The following is a 14,795-nucleotide window of genomic DNA, read 5'->3' on the forward strand; positions in this document are numbered from 1 at the left end:
CCGGTCGACACCGAGCGCGCGTTGACCGCGCCGTTGGTGGCCGCGGCGGCCGACCTCGTCGGCACGGCGAGCGCCGCCTTGAACCGGGCCGTCGAACACGCGAAGACGCGCCGCCAGTTCGGCACGCCGATCGGCGCGTTCCAGGGCATCAAGCACGCGCTGGCCGACAACTACGTCGGATTGGAGCGCGCCCGCAGTCTCACCTACGCCGCGGCCGCCCGGCTGGACGACCCGACCACGACGCCCGCGGAGGCGTGGACCACCGCGGCGCTCGCCGTGCCGACGAGGTCGGCCGCCGCGGCCACCAACGGCGCGGTCAACGCGCGCTCGGTGTCGACCGGTGCGGTGACCAACGGCTCGGCGTCGACCTCGACGTCGGCCAGCGGCTGCGCGGGGTCGGTCGACTCACCGGGGATGACGGATACCCCGTCGGCGCAGCGCACGACCGCCACCACCGTGCGATCGGGGGCGGTGTCGGCCCGCGCCAGCGTGACGAGCAGCTCGGCGCGGGACAGGTTGGGCACCGCCACCGCCCGTCCGCGCAAGCGCCCGGCGCGCAGCGTCATCGGCGCCCCCGGTAGCCGAGATCCCTTGGTGTGCACGGCCAGCGTGGCGACCACACCGCCGGCGATGTCGTCGAGAACCGCGTCGAGGCCCGCGCCCCGCAACGCGCCGGCGGCCAGGCCGACGCTGCTCAACAGCGGGATCGGCGCGATGGCGGCACCGCATTCCTCGAGCACCACCGCGAGCTCAACCGGTCCGTAGTCGCCGGCCCCGGGGGCGGCCAGTTCCGTCCACCCGAGGTCGACGACCGTCTTCCACAGCGTGCGCCACCGCTCCGGATCCGTCATCGCCTGCCGGGCGGAGTCGGGCGGGCTCTCGGTACGCAGGATGTCGCGCACGGTCTCGCGCAGCGACAGCTGCTCCGCGTTCAGTCCAACATCCATAAGACCCCTAACATAATAAAAATAGTAAACTAGCGGCCCGGTCCGCAATCGCACGGGAATAGACGTTTGAGGTGGGCGCATGGTCGAGTGGTATTTGTTCCTGCCGCAGGTGCGGATGTCGGCGGCCGACATCGTCGAGCGGGCCCGCCACGCGGAGGGGAGCGGCTTTGACGGCATGGCGTTCATCGACCATCTCGAGGCGCCGGGGCTGCCCGACGAAAGCATCTGGGAGGCAATGGGCATTGCCGGCTGGGTGGCGGCCAGGACGGAGCGGCTGCGGATTGGTCACCTGGTGTTGTGCGACGCGTTTCGCCACCCGGCCGTGCTTGCCAAACAGGCCGTCACTTTGTCGGACGCATCCGAGGGCCGGTTCGATCTGGGGCTGGGCGCCGGCTCCTGGCCCACGGAGTTCACCAGATTCGCTGTGGGTCAGCAGGATCCGAAGGCCAGGGTCGCACAGCTCGGGCGCCATCTGGAACTGATCCGGGAATACTGGGGCGATGGGGCGGGGGATACCGTGCAGTCCCCGCGGCGGACCTATCCGATACCGCTGGTTTTGGGCGGAACGGGACCGCGGATGATGGAACTCGTTCGCAGGCATGCGGATTGGTGGAATGTGCCGGCAAACCACCTCGACCGACTGCCCAAGCTGGCCCCCGAAGCCGGGTCCGCCCGGGTGTCGATCCAGCAGATGGTGGGATTCGCCCGGGCCGGCAGCGATCCGCAGGCCGTCCGTGAGGTGAGCACTCGCCGATTCGGCAACCTGGGCTCGGGCCTGGTCTGCGGCGACGCCGACGAGCTGGTCGGCCACTTCGGCGGCCTGGCCGCCCAGGGGGTCGAGCGGTTCTACGTGTGGTTCGCCGACTTCGCCAAGCCCGACTCCCTGCACGAGTTCGGCGAATCGGTGATCAAGGCTTTCCCTGGCGGCGCCGCCGCGCCTCGGTAGGAACGACCGGCGGCCGGGCGAACGGCCCGCGCTGCACCGCGCTGAGCCGGACCTCCGGCAGGTCGACGGACGGGTCGACGGTGTCCAGCCACGCGACCGTGTCCGCGACATCGGACACGCGAATCGCGTACATCTCGAAGGGGACGTCCTGCAGCATCTCGGTTTCCACCGGGCCCGGCGTCACGATGTGCACGGCGATGCCGTCGCGGTCGACCTCCAGCGCCAGGGCGCGGGCGAACGCGTTCATGCCGGCCTTCGATGCCGAGTAGGCGGTGCGGGCCATCATCGGTTCGTGCGCCGCCGACGACGAGATGAACACGAACCGCGAACCCGCGCGCATCCTTGGCAACGCGGCGGAGGTGACCACGAAGCACGAGTCGAGGTTGGCCGAGATGATGGTCCGCCACTGCTCGAATGTCTGCTTGCGCGCGTACGTTCCGCCCAGCGTGCCCGCCGCGTGGACGACCAGGTCGACGCTCTCCAAAAAGCCTGTGGCCGCAGCGAATCCGTCAGGATCCGAGGCGTCGGCCACCACGTGACGCGCGCCGATCTCCTCGGCGGCGGCGCGCAACGGAGCCTCTCGACGCGCCGCCAGCACCACGTCGTAACCCAGCTCGACCAACTTGCGTGCGCACGCTTTGCCGATCCCGCCGCTGCCGCCGGTGACCAATGCGGTTCTCAAGGGGCGCCTCTTAGGGTTGCCGGAAATCCCGCGTCCGCGACAAAGCCTGCGGTGAGAGCGCGTGGATGAGTTGACCGTGCCGTTCGGAGAGCACGTACGTCTGCGTGTCGGCGAGATGGCGACCCGCGATGCGGCGCGCCCGGTCGACATCACCTTCCGCGATGGTCTCGGTCAGCTTGACATGCGTGCCGAGGACGGCGCGGCGTTGGGCCAGCGAGGGGTAGGTGCCCCGCGCCGCGCTTTCGTCCGCCCATTGTTGTTCGTGGCTGGTCCACAGCGTCTCCAAGCTGCCGACCACCGCGATGATGGTGTGGTTTCCGCAGCCGCGCACCACGAGATCGTGGAATTCCCGGCCGATTTCGGTGAAGAGCGCGCCGTCCTCGATGTTCTCGGCCATGGCGTCGTTCACCCGGTTGAGTTCCGGGACCAACGTATCCGCGCGGTCCGGCCGCCGGGCGGCCAGCGCGGCGCACGCGGGCTCGAGTTCCTGCAACGCCATTCCGAGGTCGGCAACCGCGACCGACTCGCTCTGCAGCAAGAGTCCGAGCATGTATGCGGCGCTGGTTTTGGCCGGCGCGTGCACGACCGCGCCGCCGCGGTTGCCCCGCCGGACCGACACCAGACCCTCGGTCTCGAGAATGCGCAACGCTTCGCGCAGCGAAACCAAACTCACATTGAACTGCTCGACCAATACCTCTTGCCGCGGCAACAGGTCGCCGTCCGCCAGGTCGCCGTTGATGATCTGACGGCGCAACTCGTCGGCTACGATCTCAGCGATCCGCGGCGCCGACAATCGGCGACGGGCGTCGCGCCCAATTCCCAAGTCGGTCATCCGATCCTCGAAACCAATCAACTCGCTGGCTTAGCTATTTTAGCAGTAATGGTATAAATAGCTTCTTCGATCGCGTGTCGATCGGGAGGGCGGGTGTAAGTGAGCGAGCGGTCCGACAGCCGGCCCACACCGCTGCACGACCTGCGTGTCGTCGAGATCAGCGACCGGATCGCCGGCAGCTACTGCGGGAAGCTGCTGGCGGACGCCGGCGCGCAGGTGCGCAAAATCGAACCGCCGCAAGGGGATTGGCTGCGCAACTATTCGGCGACGCGATCGCCGGTGCCGGACGGGAAGAGTTCGCCGTTTTTCGCCTTCCTCAACGCCGGCAAGCGCAGCCTGACCTGCCGGCCCGGCTCCGCGCGGTTTTCCGCGGAACTGGCCGCCGCGGACGTGGTGGTGATCACGGCCGGGCGCGAGCGGGCCGCAGCGCTGGGCGTCGACCCGCAGCTCCTGCTGGCCGCCGCGCCTGCTGCCGTCATCGTCACGATCTCCGACTTCGGCTGGACCGGACCGTACGCCCGGCGGGCCGCCAGCGAATTCACCCTTCAGGCGTGGGCGGGCTCGCCCGGCTTCCGCGGTGACCCCGCCGGGCCGCCGATCTCGATCGGCGGCGACCTGGGGGAGTATATGGGCGGCGTGTATGCCGCATTCGGCGTGCTCGCCGTGCGCCGCCGCGTCGAACGCGGCGGACCCGGCGAGCACCTCGATCTGTCCATGCTCGAGGCGTTGACCGCGATGCAGAGCAGCGAATGGCTGCATTCTCAGCTGCTGCGCGTGCCGCCGGTCCGCCGCACGCTCGAAGTCCCGTCGATCGAGCCCGCCAAGGACGGCTATGTCGGGATCACCATGGTCACCGGCCAGCAATGGCTCGACTTCCTCGCGATGGTCGAATGCCCGCAGCTCGAGGAGATCGAACAGCTCCGCTTCCAGATCGGCCGGTGGGCCTACCGCGACCTGATCCGCGAACAGATCGGCCCCTGGCTGGCCGAACGGACCGTCGAGGAGATCGTCGAGCTCGGTCAACTGTTCCGGTTGCCCGTCGCGGCGCTGGGCAACGGCTCCACCATCCGGGAAATGGAGTACGTGAAGCAGCGCGGGGCCTTCGTCCGCAACCCCGCCGGTTTTCACCAGCCCCGGGCGCCGTGGCTGATGTCGGAGTGCGCGCCCGCCCTGCCGCGCGGCACCCCCGCCCTGGGTGAGGCCGATGATGAAACTCCGTGGCTCCCAAGGGAAATCGCTTCGCCTTCGCCGGCGACCGAACTGCCCCTGGCCGCGGTGCGCGTCGTCGACCTGACCGCGTTCTGGGCCGGTCCCGCGGCCACCCACCTACTGGCCGCGTTCGGCGCCGACGTCGTCAAGGTGGAATCGATACAGCGGCCCGACGGCATTCGCTACTCCGGCGGCATGCGCACCGACGTCGACGACTGGTGGGAGTACGGCTGGGTGTTCCACGCCATGAACACCAACAAGCGTTCGGTGACCCTGGATTTGGGGTCCGAGGACGGGCGGCGGCTGTTCACCGAGTTGGCCGCCGGCGCCGACGTGGTGATCGAGAACTTCTCGCCTCGGGTGATGGAACAGTTCGGCCTGACCGCCGAGGCGCTGCTGGACGTCAACCCCAAGCTCGTGGTCGCCAGGATGCCCGCCTTCGGGCTGGACGGGCCGTGGCGGGACCGGGTGGGATTCGCCCCCACGATGGAACAGATCGCCGGCCTGGCCTGGGTAACCGGATTGCCCGACACCCCGCCGGTCACTCCGCGCGGGGCGTGCGACCCGCTGGCGGGGGTGCACGCCGCCTTCGCCGTGCTGGCCGCGCTGAACTTCGCCGACCGCACCGGATCGGGCCAGCTCGTCGAGCTGCCGATGCTCGAGACGGTGCTGAACGCCACCGCGATACAGGCGATCGAATCCGAGGTCTTCGGCACGACGCTGACCCGGCGGGGCAACCGCGGTTTCGGCGACGCGATCCAGAACATCTACCGCTGCGCCGGCGAAGACGACTGGATCGCGGTCACCGTGCGCGACGACCGGGAGTGGGATGCTCTGGTCGAGGTGCTGGATCGACCGGCCTGGTGTGTCGAGGAGCTGTCCACCGTCGCCGGGCGGCTCCAGCGGGCCGACGACATCGATCGCCGGCTGGCGGCGTGGTTCGCCCGGCAACCGCTTCACCCGACGGTCGAGCGATTGGCCGTCGCGGGCATACCCGCCGCCCCGGTGGTGTCGCCCTCGCTGGTCACCGACAATCCCCAACTGCGCCATCGGGGCTTCCTGGAAACCCTGCACCACGCCAGCACCGGTGCGGGCCTCTATCCCTGCCCACCGTTCGCGCGGCTCGGCGGCCAGGACAAGTGGCTGCTGCGGCCGCCACCGCGATTGGGCGAGCACAATGAGGAGATACTGCGCGATCGGTGCGGGCTGACCGGCGAAGAACTGACACGCCTCGCGAGCAGCGGGGTGATCGGGACCCGACCCAAGGGCCTCTAGAGAAGTGGAGGGCATCTCATGCGTGTGACGGTTGACGAAAACCTCTGTGAGGCAAACGGTTTCTGCGAATCGCTGGCACCGGAAGTCTTCGAGCTGGGGGACGAGGACGTGGTGCAGATCGCGGACGGCCCCGTGCCGCCGCGGTTGGAGATCGACGTGCGTGCCGCGGTGGACCAGTGCCCCAAGGCCGCGCTGCGGCTGATCGACTGACCCGAGCCCCCTAGCGCCGGTCGGTCACCGAGATCGGCATCTCGTCGTAGATCGACATGTTCGTCATCAGGTTCGGATAAGCCACCGTGGCCGGCCCGATCTCGATGTCGTCGCAGCGCAGCAGCAATTCGTCGAACACCGCGCGGAGTTCCGCGCGCGCGAGCATCGCGCCGAGGCAGTGGTGCGGTCCGCCGCCGCCGAACGCCACGTGCGGGTTGGGTTGACGGCCGACGTCGAAGCTGAACGGTGAGTCGAAGACCTCATCGTCGCGGTTGGCCGACCGCAGCATCGACACCACGCGCTCACCCTTGGCGATGTGCTGGCCGTCCATCTCCACATCGACCTTGGCGGTACGCGTCCAGTAGGCCACCGGCGACGCCCAGCGCAACACCTCCTCGACCGCGGTCGGCCGCACGCCTTCGTCCGTGCGGTAGCGCTCGGCCTGCTGCGGGTTGGCCAGAAAAGCCTGCAGCCCGATCGCCAGGGCGTTCTTGGTGGTGTCGCTGCCGGCGAAAGCCAGGACGAAGAAGAAGAATTCGAGTTCGTTGGGGGCCAACCTGAACTCCGCACCGTCGTCGCCGGTGATCACCGCCGACGCGAGCGTGCTCCAGATGTCGTCGGTGGGATTGCGCCGCTTCTCGGCGGTCAGTTCCATGGCGTAGTCGAAGACCGAGGCAAAAAGCTCGAGTTCCACCTGCCCGGTCGGGTGCGCTTCCGGCACAAGCGCCTTCAGGATGCGGTCGAAGAGGTCGAAGACGCGGGGTCTGTCCTCCTCCGGGATGCCGATGATGTCGCCGATCACCGTCATCGGCAACGCGTCGGCGACGTCCTCGATCCAGTCTCCGCCGCCCGCGGCGAGCAGGTCGTCGATCATCCGCGCCGCACGCGCGCGGATGCCGGCCTCCAGCTTGGCGATCGCTCGCGGATTGAACGCGTTGGAAATGAGCTTGCGACGCTTGTTCAGGTCCGGGGGATCCAGCGTGATGATCGTCGGCGACGACGAGAACATGGCGACGGGCTGAATGAGCGGCCCGTCGGCCGCAGTGAACGAGTCGGTGTCGCGGTGCAGCCGAACGGCGTGCCGGTGTTTGGTCGCCACCCAGAAATCCCGGTGCACCGTCTTGGCGACGCCGGGCGTCAGTTCGTGTCGGAACAACGGCCGGCTGCGGCGCAACTCCGCGAACACGTCGTCCGGAAAGCCGTTGCGCCACAGCGCGAAGTCGGAAAGGTCTACTGCCGCAGCCGTCATCTTCAAACCCCGCTCTGCCGGACGCTTTCGGTGGCGCGTTGACGTTCAATGCTTAAAATAGTAAAAATAGACCTTGTCGTCGAACCGCGGTGAGTGAAGGGCGGCCCAGTTGCGCTCGGCTCGCCTGGGCAGGGCGGGATATGGAGAGCTCGTGACGCATACAATTTCGGACCCGGCTTCGGATTCGGCCGGAGATCCCTCGGAACGCGAGTTCGGGCAGACCGGCATCGCGCTGTCGACCTACCGGTTCCCGACGGGCTGGTTCATCGTGTCGTTCGGCTCCGACTTGGCCGCCGGCCAGGTCAAGCGTGCCCATTACTTCGGTGAGGAACTCGTCATCTTCCGCACCGAGTCCGGCCAGGTGCACGTGATGGACGCCTATTGCCAGCACCTGGGCGCCAATTTGGGCGTCGGCGGCACCGTGGAAGGCGACAACATCGTCTGCCCCTGGCACGGCTGGCGGTGGCGCGGTGACGGCACCAATGCGCTGATTCCCTACAGCAAGATCGGTTGCAAGAACAACGTCCGCATCCGCACCTACCCGACGGTGGAGTGGTACGGCTTCATCCTGGCCTGGCACGAGCGCCACGGGCGGGCGCCGTACTGGCAGCCGCCCGTGCTGCCGGAACTGGAAACAAACGAGTATTACCCGCTGCATCCGCACACCCAGATGGTGAACCGGGTGAAGGTGCACCCGCAGATGATCATCGAGAACGCCGCCGACCCGTACCACGTGCAATACGTGCATAAGGCCGCCAACCCCGCCACCACCGCGTCGTTCGAGGTCTCCGGCTACCACCTGCACGCGACCGTCAACGCCCACTTCGGGGGCGGCCGCGCGTCGACCTGGCTGACTCCCAACGGGCCCGTCGACGCCAAGATCATCTACGACAACTACTCACTGGGGCTGGGCGTCGTCCGCTTCCCGAGCGAGCTGGTGGCCACCGTCCAGGTCACCGGTCAGACGCCCGTCGACGAGGACTACACCGACTACTTCTACACGCAGGCGTCGGTCCGCGAGCCGGGCGACACGGGCGACGTGCCGACCGGTCGCGCGGCCAAATTCCTGGCGCTGCAGCAGGAAGTCATCAAGCAGGACTTCTTCACCTGGGAGAACATGAAGTACCTGGAGAAGCCGAACCTGGCTCCCGAAGAGGCGCACGACTACGCGGCCCTTCGTCGCTGGGCGCACCGCTTCTACCCGGGCACGCAGCCGTCGCCGTCCGATTTCGGCTACACCGCGGCCGGTGAGCCCGATCCGGCGGCCGCGAAAGCCTAACCGGAAACCCTGCAGGCCTCATGTGCCCCGACCGGAGCGGACCTCTTGGCCCCTCCGATTTCGGTGTCGAAAGTTTCACCGTCCCGGCGGTGCTCGACGTGCGCGCCGAGCAGTACCCCGACCGGGTGATGATGTCTATCGCCGGCGTCGACGTGACCTTCGAGCAGATGCGGCAGCGGTCCTGCGCCGCGGCGAACATGCTCGCGGACCTCGGTGTTGGCGCCGGTGATTGCGTGGCGCTGTTCACCGGAACGTGCCCGGAATGGGTGTACTTCTGGCTGGGCGCGGCGCGCCTCGGTGCGGTGAGTGCGGCCGTCAACGCCGCGAACAAGGGCGACTTCCTGCTGCACACCCTGCGGCTGTCGCGGGCCAAGGTGGTCCTTACCGACACCGAACGGCGGCCCCGGCTCGACGAGGTTGCCGGCGCGCTGGACACCGCGCCCCGCATTGTGCTGCAAGACGATTCACTCAGGGCGGCGTTGAGCAGCGGCGGGCGTTCCCAGGATGCGTGCACCGCGTCGGGGGAGGTGGGCGCTCTGTTCTTCACGTCCGGCACCACCGGTCCATCGAAAGCGGTTGCCACGACGTGGCATTACCTGTTCACGGTGGCCGCGACGGTCGCGTCGGCCTGGGAATTGCGTGCCGGGGAGGTGCTGTGGACGGCGATGCCGCTGTTTCACCTGAGCGCGGCTCCCAGCGTGTTGGCCCCGATGCTGCTCGGCGCCACGACCGTGCTGGCCCAGGCGTTTCACCCCGGCGAGGTGTGGGACGGCATCCGCGCGAGCAATGCCGTCGGCTTCGCCGGCGCCGGCGCGATGGTGTCGATGCTGCATAACCTGCCCGCGGATCCCCAGGACGCCCAGCTGCCACTGCGGTTCATCTCCGCGGCTCCGATCGACGCCAAGGCGTATCGCGACATCGAAAAGCGTTACGGCTGCCGGATCGTCACGATGTACGGGATGACCGAGGCGTTTCCGATCGCGGTCAAGGCGCTGGCCGACGACGGGGTGCCGGGGACGTCGGGCCGGCCGAATCCGAACTTCGACGTGCGCATCGTCGACGAAGACGGCGATCCGCTGCCCGCCGGCGCGGTCGGCGAGATCGCCTGCCGGCCCAGGTACCCGGGCGTGATGAGCGAAGGCTATATCGACGAGGACTCACGCGTGATTCCACACTCAGAATGGTTTCGCACCGGCGACCTCGGCCGGCTCGACACGGAAGGGAACCTCACCTACGTCGACCGCCGCAAGGATTCGCTGCGCCGGCGGGGAGAGAACGTTTCCTCGGTCGAAGTGGAGGCCGTCGTCATGAGCCATCCGGCCGTGGCCGAAGCGGCCGCGGTCGGGGTGCCCAGTGCGCTGGGCGAAGACGACATCCTGCTGCTGGTGACGTTGCGGCCGGGCGCCACAGTCGATTACACCGAGCTGCTCGATTTCTGCGCGGCCCGGATGCCGTATTTCTGCGTGCCGCGATTCGTGGAGACCGTCGGCGAACTTCCGAAGAACGTCATCGGGCGGATACGCAAGGACCTGTTGCGCGAGCGGGGGGTGACTCAGGAGGCGTGGGATCGTGAAGCTCAGGGCTATATCGTTAGCCGGTAAGTTACGTTAATGTTACGTAATCGTCGGAAAGTTACTTTAATGTTACGTGCGTCCGTTCGTTGGCAGTCGTTTCCCGGGAGAGTCTGGAGACCGCAATGACCATGTCCTATCAGGAACAGCAAATGTTGCAGGCTGCCACGGGCCGCGCTGCCATCCTCAACCTGAACGCCCGGCACAACCGGGCCTACTCCGATGGCGATCGGGAGCGCTGGATCGCCACCTTCCGCCACTCCGGGGCGACCTATCACCGCGACGGCGACACGTTCGACGACCTGCGCGCGGCGTTCGACGGCGGCGACGGACAACGGCTCGTCACCCTCGATCACGAGATCCGCGTCGACGGGGTCAACGCGACACAGCATTGCGTCGCCGTGCTTTTCGCCGCCATGTACGGCGACACCACGCTGCGGGCCACCGGGATCTTCCGGGACACGCTGGTCTACGAGCGTGGCGGCTGGTACTTCACTTCCCGCACGCTGCAATGGGATTCGGTGCCCAGTAGGCACCCGCTCGTTATGTGAGCGGCGTGGAACCCGATCTCAGTTACCAGCTGGCCTTCGGCACCTACGAGGACGCGCTGCGGATGGTCGGCGCGACCGGCGAGCCGCGCACCGCGGACACCGCGGTCAGCGGCGCGCGCATTCAACTGTTCGCCGCGATGGTCCACGACCGCAATCGTTCCTATTGGGACGCCGAGTTCGCCAATCGGACGTGGGGCGGGCTGCTGGCGCCGCCGGCCCTGTTGATGGGATGGCTGATCCCGCCGCCGTGGCAGCCGCAGGGCAGGCCGCCGACGGCGTCCCTGGTGCTACGGGTGCCGCTGCCCGGCACCACCTTCATCAACGCGGCCAACGACGTCGAGTTCCTGGAACCGATCATCGAAGGCGACGTGCTCACCGTCGTCGAGGAATTGGTGTCGGTGTCGCCGGAGAAGCGGACACGGCTGGGCGTCGGCCATTTCGTCGAGACGCTGGAGACCTATCGCCGCCAGGACGAGACGGTGATCGCAACGTGCCGCAACACGTTGTTCCGCTTCACGCCGGGCGCACCATCGTGACCGGTGACGGCCTGGACTTCGACTCGATCACCGTTCCGGTCGACCTGCCCGAGGTCCTCGACCACATCAGCTACCAGCGAGTGGTCGAGAACGCCGGGGCGACGTGGGACTACTTCCCGGGCCACTTCGACCCCGAATATGCCCAGCGCCAGGGCAATCCGACGATCTACGTCAACACGATGCACCTCGCCGGCTTCGCCGACCGCGTCGCGACGGATTGGGCGGGCCCGGGCAGTCGCGTGGTGCGGCGCTCCTTGCGGTTGACGGGTTCGGTCTATGCCGGCGACACGATGATCGGCCGGGGGCGCGCGGTGGCCAAGCGTCGCGACGACTCGGTGGACCCGCCCCGTTGCCTCGTCGACATCGAGATTCAGGTGACCAATCAGCACGGCGCGCTGTGCTGCCCCGTCGAGCTCACCCTGCAGATGCCATGGCGACCGGAGACGGCGTAGCGAGGGTCGCGACCATAAGACGGGTTCGGATTTTGATATCGCCGGTGATATCGCAAACGGCAATCGCCATATGCCCCGATCTTGGGCAGGGCACTGACGGCGGTTATAGCGGCGGCAGCTGCCCTTTGCATACCAACGTTTGGAGCTCGACGTATTCGTCAAGGCCCTCCGGGCCGAACTCACGCCCGATGCCCGATTGCTTGAAGCCACCGAACGGGGCACCGATGTCGAGCGTGTACATGTTGATGCCGTAGGTGCCGGTCCGCACACCGGCCGCGATCTCCATGCCGTGCGCGATGTCGGAGGTCCACACCGAACCGGCCAAACCGTAGTCGGTCTCGTTGGCGATGCGGATCGCGTCGTCCTCATCGCGGTAGCGCAGCACGGTCAGCACCGGCCCGAAGATCTCCTCCCGGGCGATGCGCATGTCGTTGGTGGCGTCGGCGAACAGCGTCGGCCGCACATACCAGCCGCGGTCCGAAGGGCTGTCCTGGCCGCCAAGGACGACGCGGGCCCCCTCGGCCTGGCCGGACTTGATGTAGTCCTGGACGCGTCGTTGTTGCCGTTGCGCGACAAGGGGTCCGATGTCGGTGGCGTCATCGGCCGGATCGCCGACGTTGAGGGACGACATCATGTCGGCCAGCGCGTCGACGACCTCGTCGTGTCGCCGGTCGCTGACCAAAATGCGCGTCTGGGCGACGCAGGCCTGGCCGTTGTTCATCAGGCCGGCGGTTTTCAATCCGGCGACGGTCTTGCCGATGTCGGCGTCGTCGAGAATGATCGCCGCCGACTTGCCGCCCAGTTCCAGGCTCACCCGCTTGAGCTGTTCGCCGCACAGCGCGGCGATGCGGCGGCCGACGGCGCTCGAGCCGGTGAACGCGATCTTGTCCACGCCCCGATGGCGCACCAGCGCCTCGCCGATCTCGGGGCCGCCGGGCAGCACCGAGACCACCCCGTCGGGTAGGTCCAGCTGCTCGATCATCTCCGCCAACCACAAAGCGTCCAAGGGTGTTTCGGGCGCGGGTTTGATGATGACGGTGCATCCCGCGATCAGCGCCGGGATCAGTTTGGGCATGATTAGGAACTGCGGCACGTTCCACGGGACGATCGCACCGACCACCCCGACCGGGGCCCGGCGCAGGTGCACTTCACCGAGCACGCCTTGGCGCCGTTCCTCCCACGGGAAGTCGCGCGCGGCGGCCAGCGACAGATGAATGAGCGTCGCCGCGGCCGCACCCTGGCCCATCCGGCTGAAGCTGCGCGGGGAGCCCATCTCGTCGGTGATCAGGTCGGCCATCTCCTCGATGTGGCCGGCGTAGATCGTGGCGAGCTGCTCGACCTTGGCCATGCGCTCGGCGTGGGTCATCCGCGGCCACGGGCCGTGGTCGAAGGCGTGTCGCGCGGCGGCGACAGCGGCTTCGACGTCCTCCGGCCCGGCCACTTGGACGTGCCCGACCGGTTCTTCCGAGTGCGGGGAGATGACGGCGAGCTGTTGGGGATTGGCGGGCTTGCGCCACTGCCCCCCAATGAAGAGTTCGCTGTAGGACCGGTGGTCGGCGATTGCTGTCATCGGACACTTCCTGGGAGGGTTGGGCGCGCATGGCACAGTGACCGTGATTTCGCTATTGACGCTAACATAGCTAAAAAAGCAGCGAGGGCCCGATATGACCAGCGATTGGCGCAATTACCCGTTCCAGTTGGTGCCCGGCGACAGCCAGCTGGATTTTCCCGCCGCCGAGGGCGAGCACCCGGATCAGGAATCGGACACCTGGTTCATCGCCGGGCAGCTCGACGCCGCCGAGACCGGCCGGTCGTTTGCCTTCCTGACCATCTTCAACAAGAACCGGCCCGGCGGGACGGTGGTCGCGGACTTCTACACGCTGGCGCTGTTCGATCTCGACACCGGGGACTACGGCACCTACACCGACTACGACATGCCGCCGGCCAACATGGAGCCTGGAGCGCAGCGCAAGCTGAGCTTGGCGCCGGGCTATCTGGATATCCACTACTCCAGCGGGGCCGGCACCGCGTCGTGGACCACGTGCCGGGACGCCGATGGCGGGCTACTGCCCTACACCTATCGCGTCAGCCTGGTGGGCGAGGACCAGTCGGGCCGCCCGATGCGGCTGGACCTGGCCGTAACGCCAACCCGCGCACCGACACCGGTGGGCGCCTCGACGTACAACGGAAAGATCTGTTGCTTCGGCCAGACCGAGACCTACTCGTACTTCCAGACTGGCATGGCGATGACGGGCACGCTGCGCTGGGGCGACGTCGTCGAGCAGGTCTCGGGTAGCAGCGGGCACATCGACCGGCAGTGGTTCCCCAAGTACGCCGGCGGCGGCGGGACGGGGGGAGACCCACGGGCCCGGTCCCACGAGTGGCGCACCATCAACTTCGACAACGGCGTCGACCTGAGCATCTGGCGGCAGTTCGACCGCACCAATGGCAATGCGCTGCAGCCGTTTACCGGAGTGACGATGAGTCACCCCGACCCGGCCATCCCGCCGGAATGCGCGGAAGACGTCGAGGTGACGGTCAGCAGCTACGTCCGATGGCCGGAGGCGGTGCGGCCGTTGGTGCGCCCGCATGCGGCCGCACGATACATGCCGGACCGCCACCGGATCACCTGCGGCACCATGCAACTCGATATCGTCGGTGAGCCGTTAGTGCCCGTGCCCGCGCACGGTCTGCCCATCGAATACATGGAGGGGCCGTACCGCTACAGCGGGACCCTATGGGGCGAACCCGTGACTGGCTTTGCGTTCAACGAGCGCTCGCTGGCGCTGTACCGGGACTGGGAGCTGGTCGAAGTGCTGGCCACCACCGTCGCGAACATGGAACCCGCCGACCGGGACCTGCAGATGGCCGCGGGTCTGCTGGTCCAGCTCTTGGCCCGGGGGCGTCGACAGGAAGCGGTCGGACTGTTGAACACGGTGCGCACCACCCAAAACGACTCGCTGGCAACGCTATTGGACGACCTGGTGGCGGCTATATCCGTCACCGACTGAGGGGCGGGGCGTCGAGACTGAAACCACGCACACGTTGTGCGGCGT

General features: G+C 67.8%; 13 protein-coding genes and 2 pseudogenes. 10 read left to right on the plus strand and 5 right to left on the minus strand.

The window, feature by feature from the left end:
* Positions 1 to 36: 36 nt before the first annotated feature.
* Positions 37 to 264: pseudogene (locus A5681_RS28025) on the plus strand (acyl-CoA dehydrogenase family protein); the annotation flags it as partial.
* Here A5681_RS28025 and A5681_RS28030 read toward each other — a convergent pair.
* Positions 261 to 947: pseudogene (locus tag A5681_RS28030) on the minus strand (acyl-CoA dehydrogenase family protein); the annotation flags it as partial. The pseudogenes A5681_RS28025 and A5681_RS28030 overlap by 4 nt on opposite strands.
* 79 nt (positions 948 to 1,026) lie before the next feature.
* On the opposite strand from A5681_RS28030, the gene A5681_RS03885 reads away from it, so the two are divergent.
* Positions 1,027 to 1,893 carry an LLM class flavin-dependent oxidoreductase gene (locus A5681_RS03885; RefSeq protein ID WP_067269563.1) on the plus strand — a complete coding sequence of 289 codons (867 nt, stop codon included), beginning with the start codon at positions 1,027 to 1,029 and terminating at the stop codon, positions 1,891 to 1,893.
* Here the strand turns inward: A5681_RS03885 and A5681_RS03890 are convergent.
* Together A5681_RS03890 and A5681_RS03895 are read right to left on the minus strand one after the other, a co-directional pair.
* Positions 1,856 to 2,575 (minus strand): SDR family oxidoreductase, encoded by a 720-nt coding sequence (locus A5681_RS03890; protein WP_067269565.1) that lies wholly within the window; start codon positions 2,573 to 2,575, stop codon positions 1,856 to 1,858. The two genes, A5681_RS03885 and A5681_RS03890, sit on opposite strands and share 38 nt — an antisense overlap.
* 10 nt (positions 2,576 to 2,585) lie before the next feature.
* Positions 2,586 to 3,407 carry a FadR/GntR family transcriptional regulator gene (locus tag A5681_RS03895; protein WP_067269567.1) on the minus strand — a complete coding sequence of 274 codons (822 nt, stop codon included), beginning with the start codon at positions 3,405 to 3,407 and terminating at the stop codon, positions 2,586 to 2,588.
* 99 nt (positions 3,408 to 3,506) lie between these two features.
* Here A5681_RS03895 and A5681_RS03900 point away from each other — a divergent pair, with 99 nt between their 5' ends.
* Positions 3,507 to 5,891: a CaiB/BaiF CoA-transferase family protein gene (locus A5681_RS03900; RefSeq protein WP_067269569.1), complete on the plus strand. Its 2,385-nt coding sequence runs from the start codon at positions 3,507 to 3,509 to the stop codon at positions 5,889 to 5,891.
* An 18-nt stretch (positions 5,892 to 5,909) separates the two neighbouring features.
* On the plus strand, positions 5,910 to 6,101 hold the full coding sequence (locus tag A5681_RS03905) for a ferredoxin (protein ID WP_046185638.1): 192 nt from the start codon (positions 5,910 to 5,912) through the stop codon (positions 6,099 to 6,101).
* 10 nt (positions 6,102 to 6,111) lie between these two features.
* Here the strand turns inward: A5681_RS03905 and A5681_RS03910 are convergent, their stop codons facing one another.
* Positions 6,112 to 7,350 (minus strand): cytochrome P450, encoded by a 1,239-nt coding sequence (locus A5681_RS03910; RefSeq protein WP_067269572.1) that lies wholly within the window; start codon positions 7,348 to 7,350, stop codon positions 6,112 to 6,114.
* A 151-nt stretch (positions 7,351 to 7,501) separates the two neighbouring features.
* Here A5681_RS03910 and A5681_RS03915 point away from each other — a divergent pair, with 151 nt between their 5' ends.
* The 5 genes from A5681_RS03915 to A5681_RS03935 all read left to right on the plus strand — a co-directional run bounded on the left by A5681_RS03915 (position 7,502) and on the right by A5681_RS03935 (position 11,739).
* Positions 7,502 to 8,629: an aromatic ring-hydroxylating oxygenase subunit alpha gene (locus A5681_RS03915; protein ID WP_156737838.1), complete on the plus strand. Its 1,128-nt coding sequence runs from the start codon at positions 7,502 to 7,504 to the stop codon at positions 8,627 to 8,629.
* A 20-nt stretch (positions 8,630 to 8,649) separates the two neighbouring features.
* Complete coding sequence (locus tag A5681_RS03920; protein WP_067269573.1) at positions 8,650 to 10,230, plus strand: AMP-binding protein; 1,581 nt, start codon at positions 8,650 to 8,652, stop codon at positions 10,228 to 10,230.
* A gap of 95 nt (positions 10,231 to 10,325) precedes the next feature.
* A complete protein-coding gene (locus tag A5681_RS03925) occupies positions 10,326 to 10,751 on the plus strand; it encodes a nuclear transport factor 2 family protein (RefSeq protein ID WP_067269575.1) in 426 nt (141 codons plus the stop codon).
* A 62-nt stretch (positions 10,752 to 10,813) separates the two neighbouring features.
* Entirely contained in the window at positions 10,814 to 11,287 is a 474-nt protein-coding gene (locus tag A5681_RS03930) for a MaoC family dehydratase (protein ID WP_156737841.1), read from the plus strand.
* Positions 11,284 to 11,739, plus strand: coding sequence for a MaoC family dehydratase (locus tag A5681_RS03935; RefSeq protein WP_067269577.1), 456 nt, complete (start codon positions 11,284 to 11,286; stop codon positions 11,737 to 11,739). The genes A5681_RS03930 and A5681_RS03935 overlap by 4 nt, the downstream gene beginning before the upstream one ends.
* Before the next feature lie 103 nt (positions 11,740 to 11,842).
* Here the strand turns inward: A5681_RS03935 and A5681_RS03940 are convergent, their stop codons facing one another.
* A complete protein-coding gene (locus A5681_RS03940) occupies positions 11,843 to 13,309 on the minus strand; it encodes an aldehyde dehydrogenase (RefSeq protein WP_067269579.1) in 1,467 nt (488 codons plus the stop codon).
* Positions 13,310 to 13,403: 94 nt separating this feature from the next.
* Here A5681_RS03940 and A5681_RS03945 point away from each other — a divergent pair, with 94 nt between their 5' ends.
* Positions 13,404 to 14,750 (plus strand): lipocalin-like domain-containing protein, encoded by a 1,347-nt coding sequence (locus tag A5681_RS03945; RefSeq protein WP_067269581.1) that lies wholly within the window; start codon positions 13,404 to 13,406, stop codon positions 14,748 to 14,750.
* Positions 14,751 to 14,795 lie beyond the last annotated feature (45 nt).

Origin of the sequence: Mycobacterium scrofulaceum (assembly GCF_001667885.1) — a bacterium.
GTDB classification, from domain to species: domain Bacteria; phylum Actinomycetota; class Actinomycetes; order Mycobacteriales; family Mycobacteriaceae; genus Mycobacterium; species Mycobacterium scrofulaceum_C.

What these genes read in the sequence shown, in the direction of transcription:
- A5681_RS03895 (WP_067269567.1), bottom strand. Translation starts at nt 3,407, where the DNA reads ATGACCGACTTGGGAATTGGGCGCGACGCCCGTCGCCGATTGTCGGCG.
- A5681_RS03940 (WP_067269579.1), bottom strand. Translation starts at nt 13,309, where the DNA reads ATGACAGCAATCGCCGACCACCGGTCCTACAGCGAACTCTTCATTGGG.
- A5681_RS03885 (WP_067269563.1), top strand. Translation starts at nt 1,027, where the DNA reads ATGGTCGAGTGGTATTTGTTCCTGCCGCAGGTGCGGATGTCGGCGGCC.
- A5681_RS03945 (WP_067269581.1), top strand. Translation starts at nt 13,404, where the DNA reads ATGACCAGCGATTGGCGCAATTACCCGTTCCAGTTGGTGCCCGGCGAC.
- A5681_RS03905 (WP_046185638.1), top strand. Translation starts at nt 5,910, where the DNA reads ATGCGTGTGACGGTTGACGAAAACCTCTGTGAGGCAAACGGTTTCTGC.
- A5681_RS03910 (WP_067269572.1), bottom strand. Translation starts at nt 7,350, where the DNA reads ATGACGGCTGCGGCAGTAGACCTTTCCGACTTCGCGCTGTGGCGCAAC.
- A5681_RS03920 (WP_067269573.1), top strand. Translation starts at nt 8,650, where the DNA reads ATGTGCCCCGACCGGAGCGGACCTCTTGGCCCCTCCGATTTCGGTGTC.
- A5681_RS03925 (WP_067269575.1), top strand. Translation starts at nt 10,326, where the DNA reads ATGACCATGTCCTATCAGGAACAGCAAATGTTGCAGGCTGCCACGGGC.
- A5681_RS03930 (WP_156737841.1), top strand. Translation starts at nt 10,814, where the DNA reads ATGGTCGGCGCGACCGGCGAGCCGCGCACCGCGGACACCGCGGTCAGC.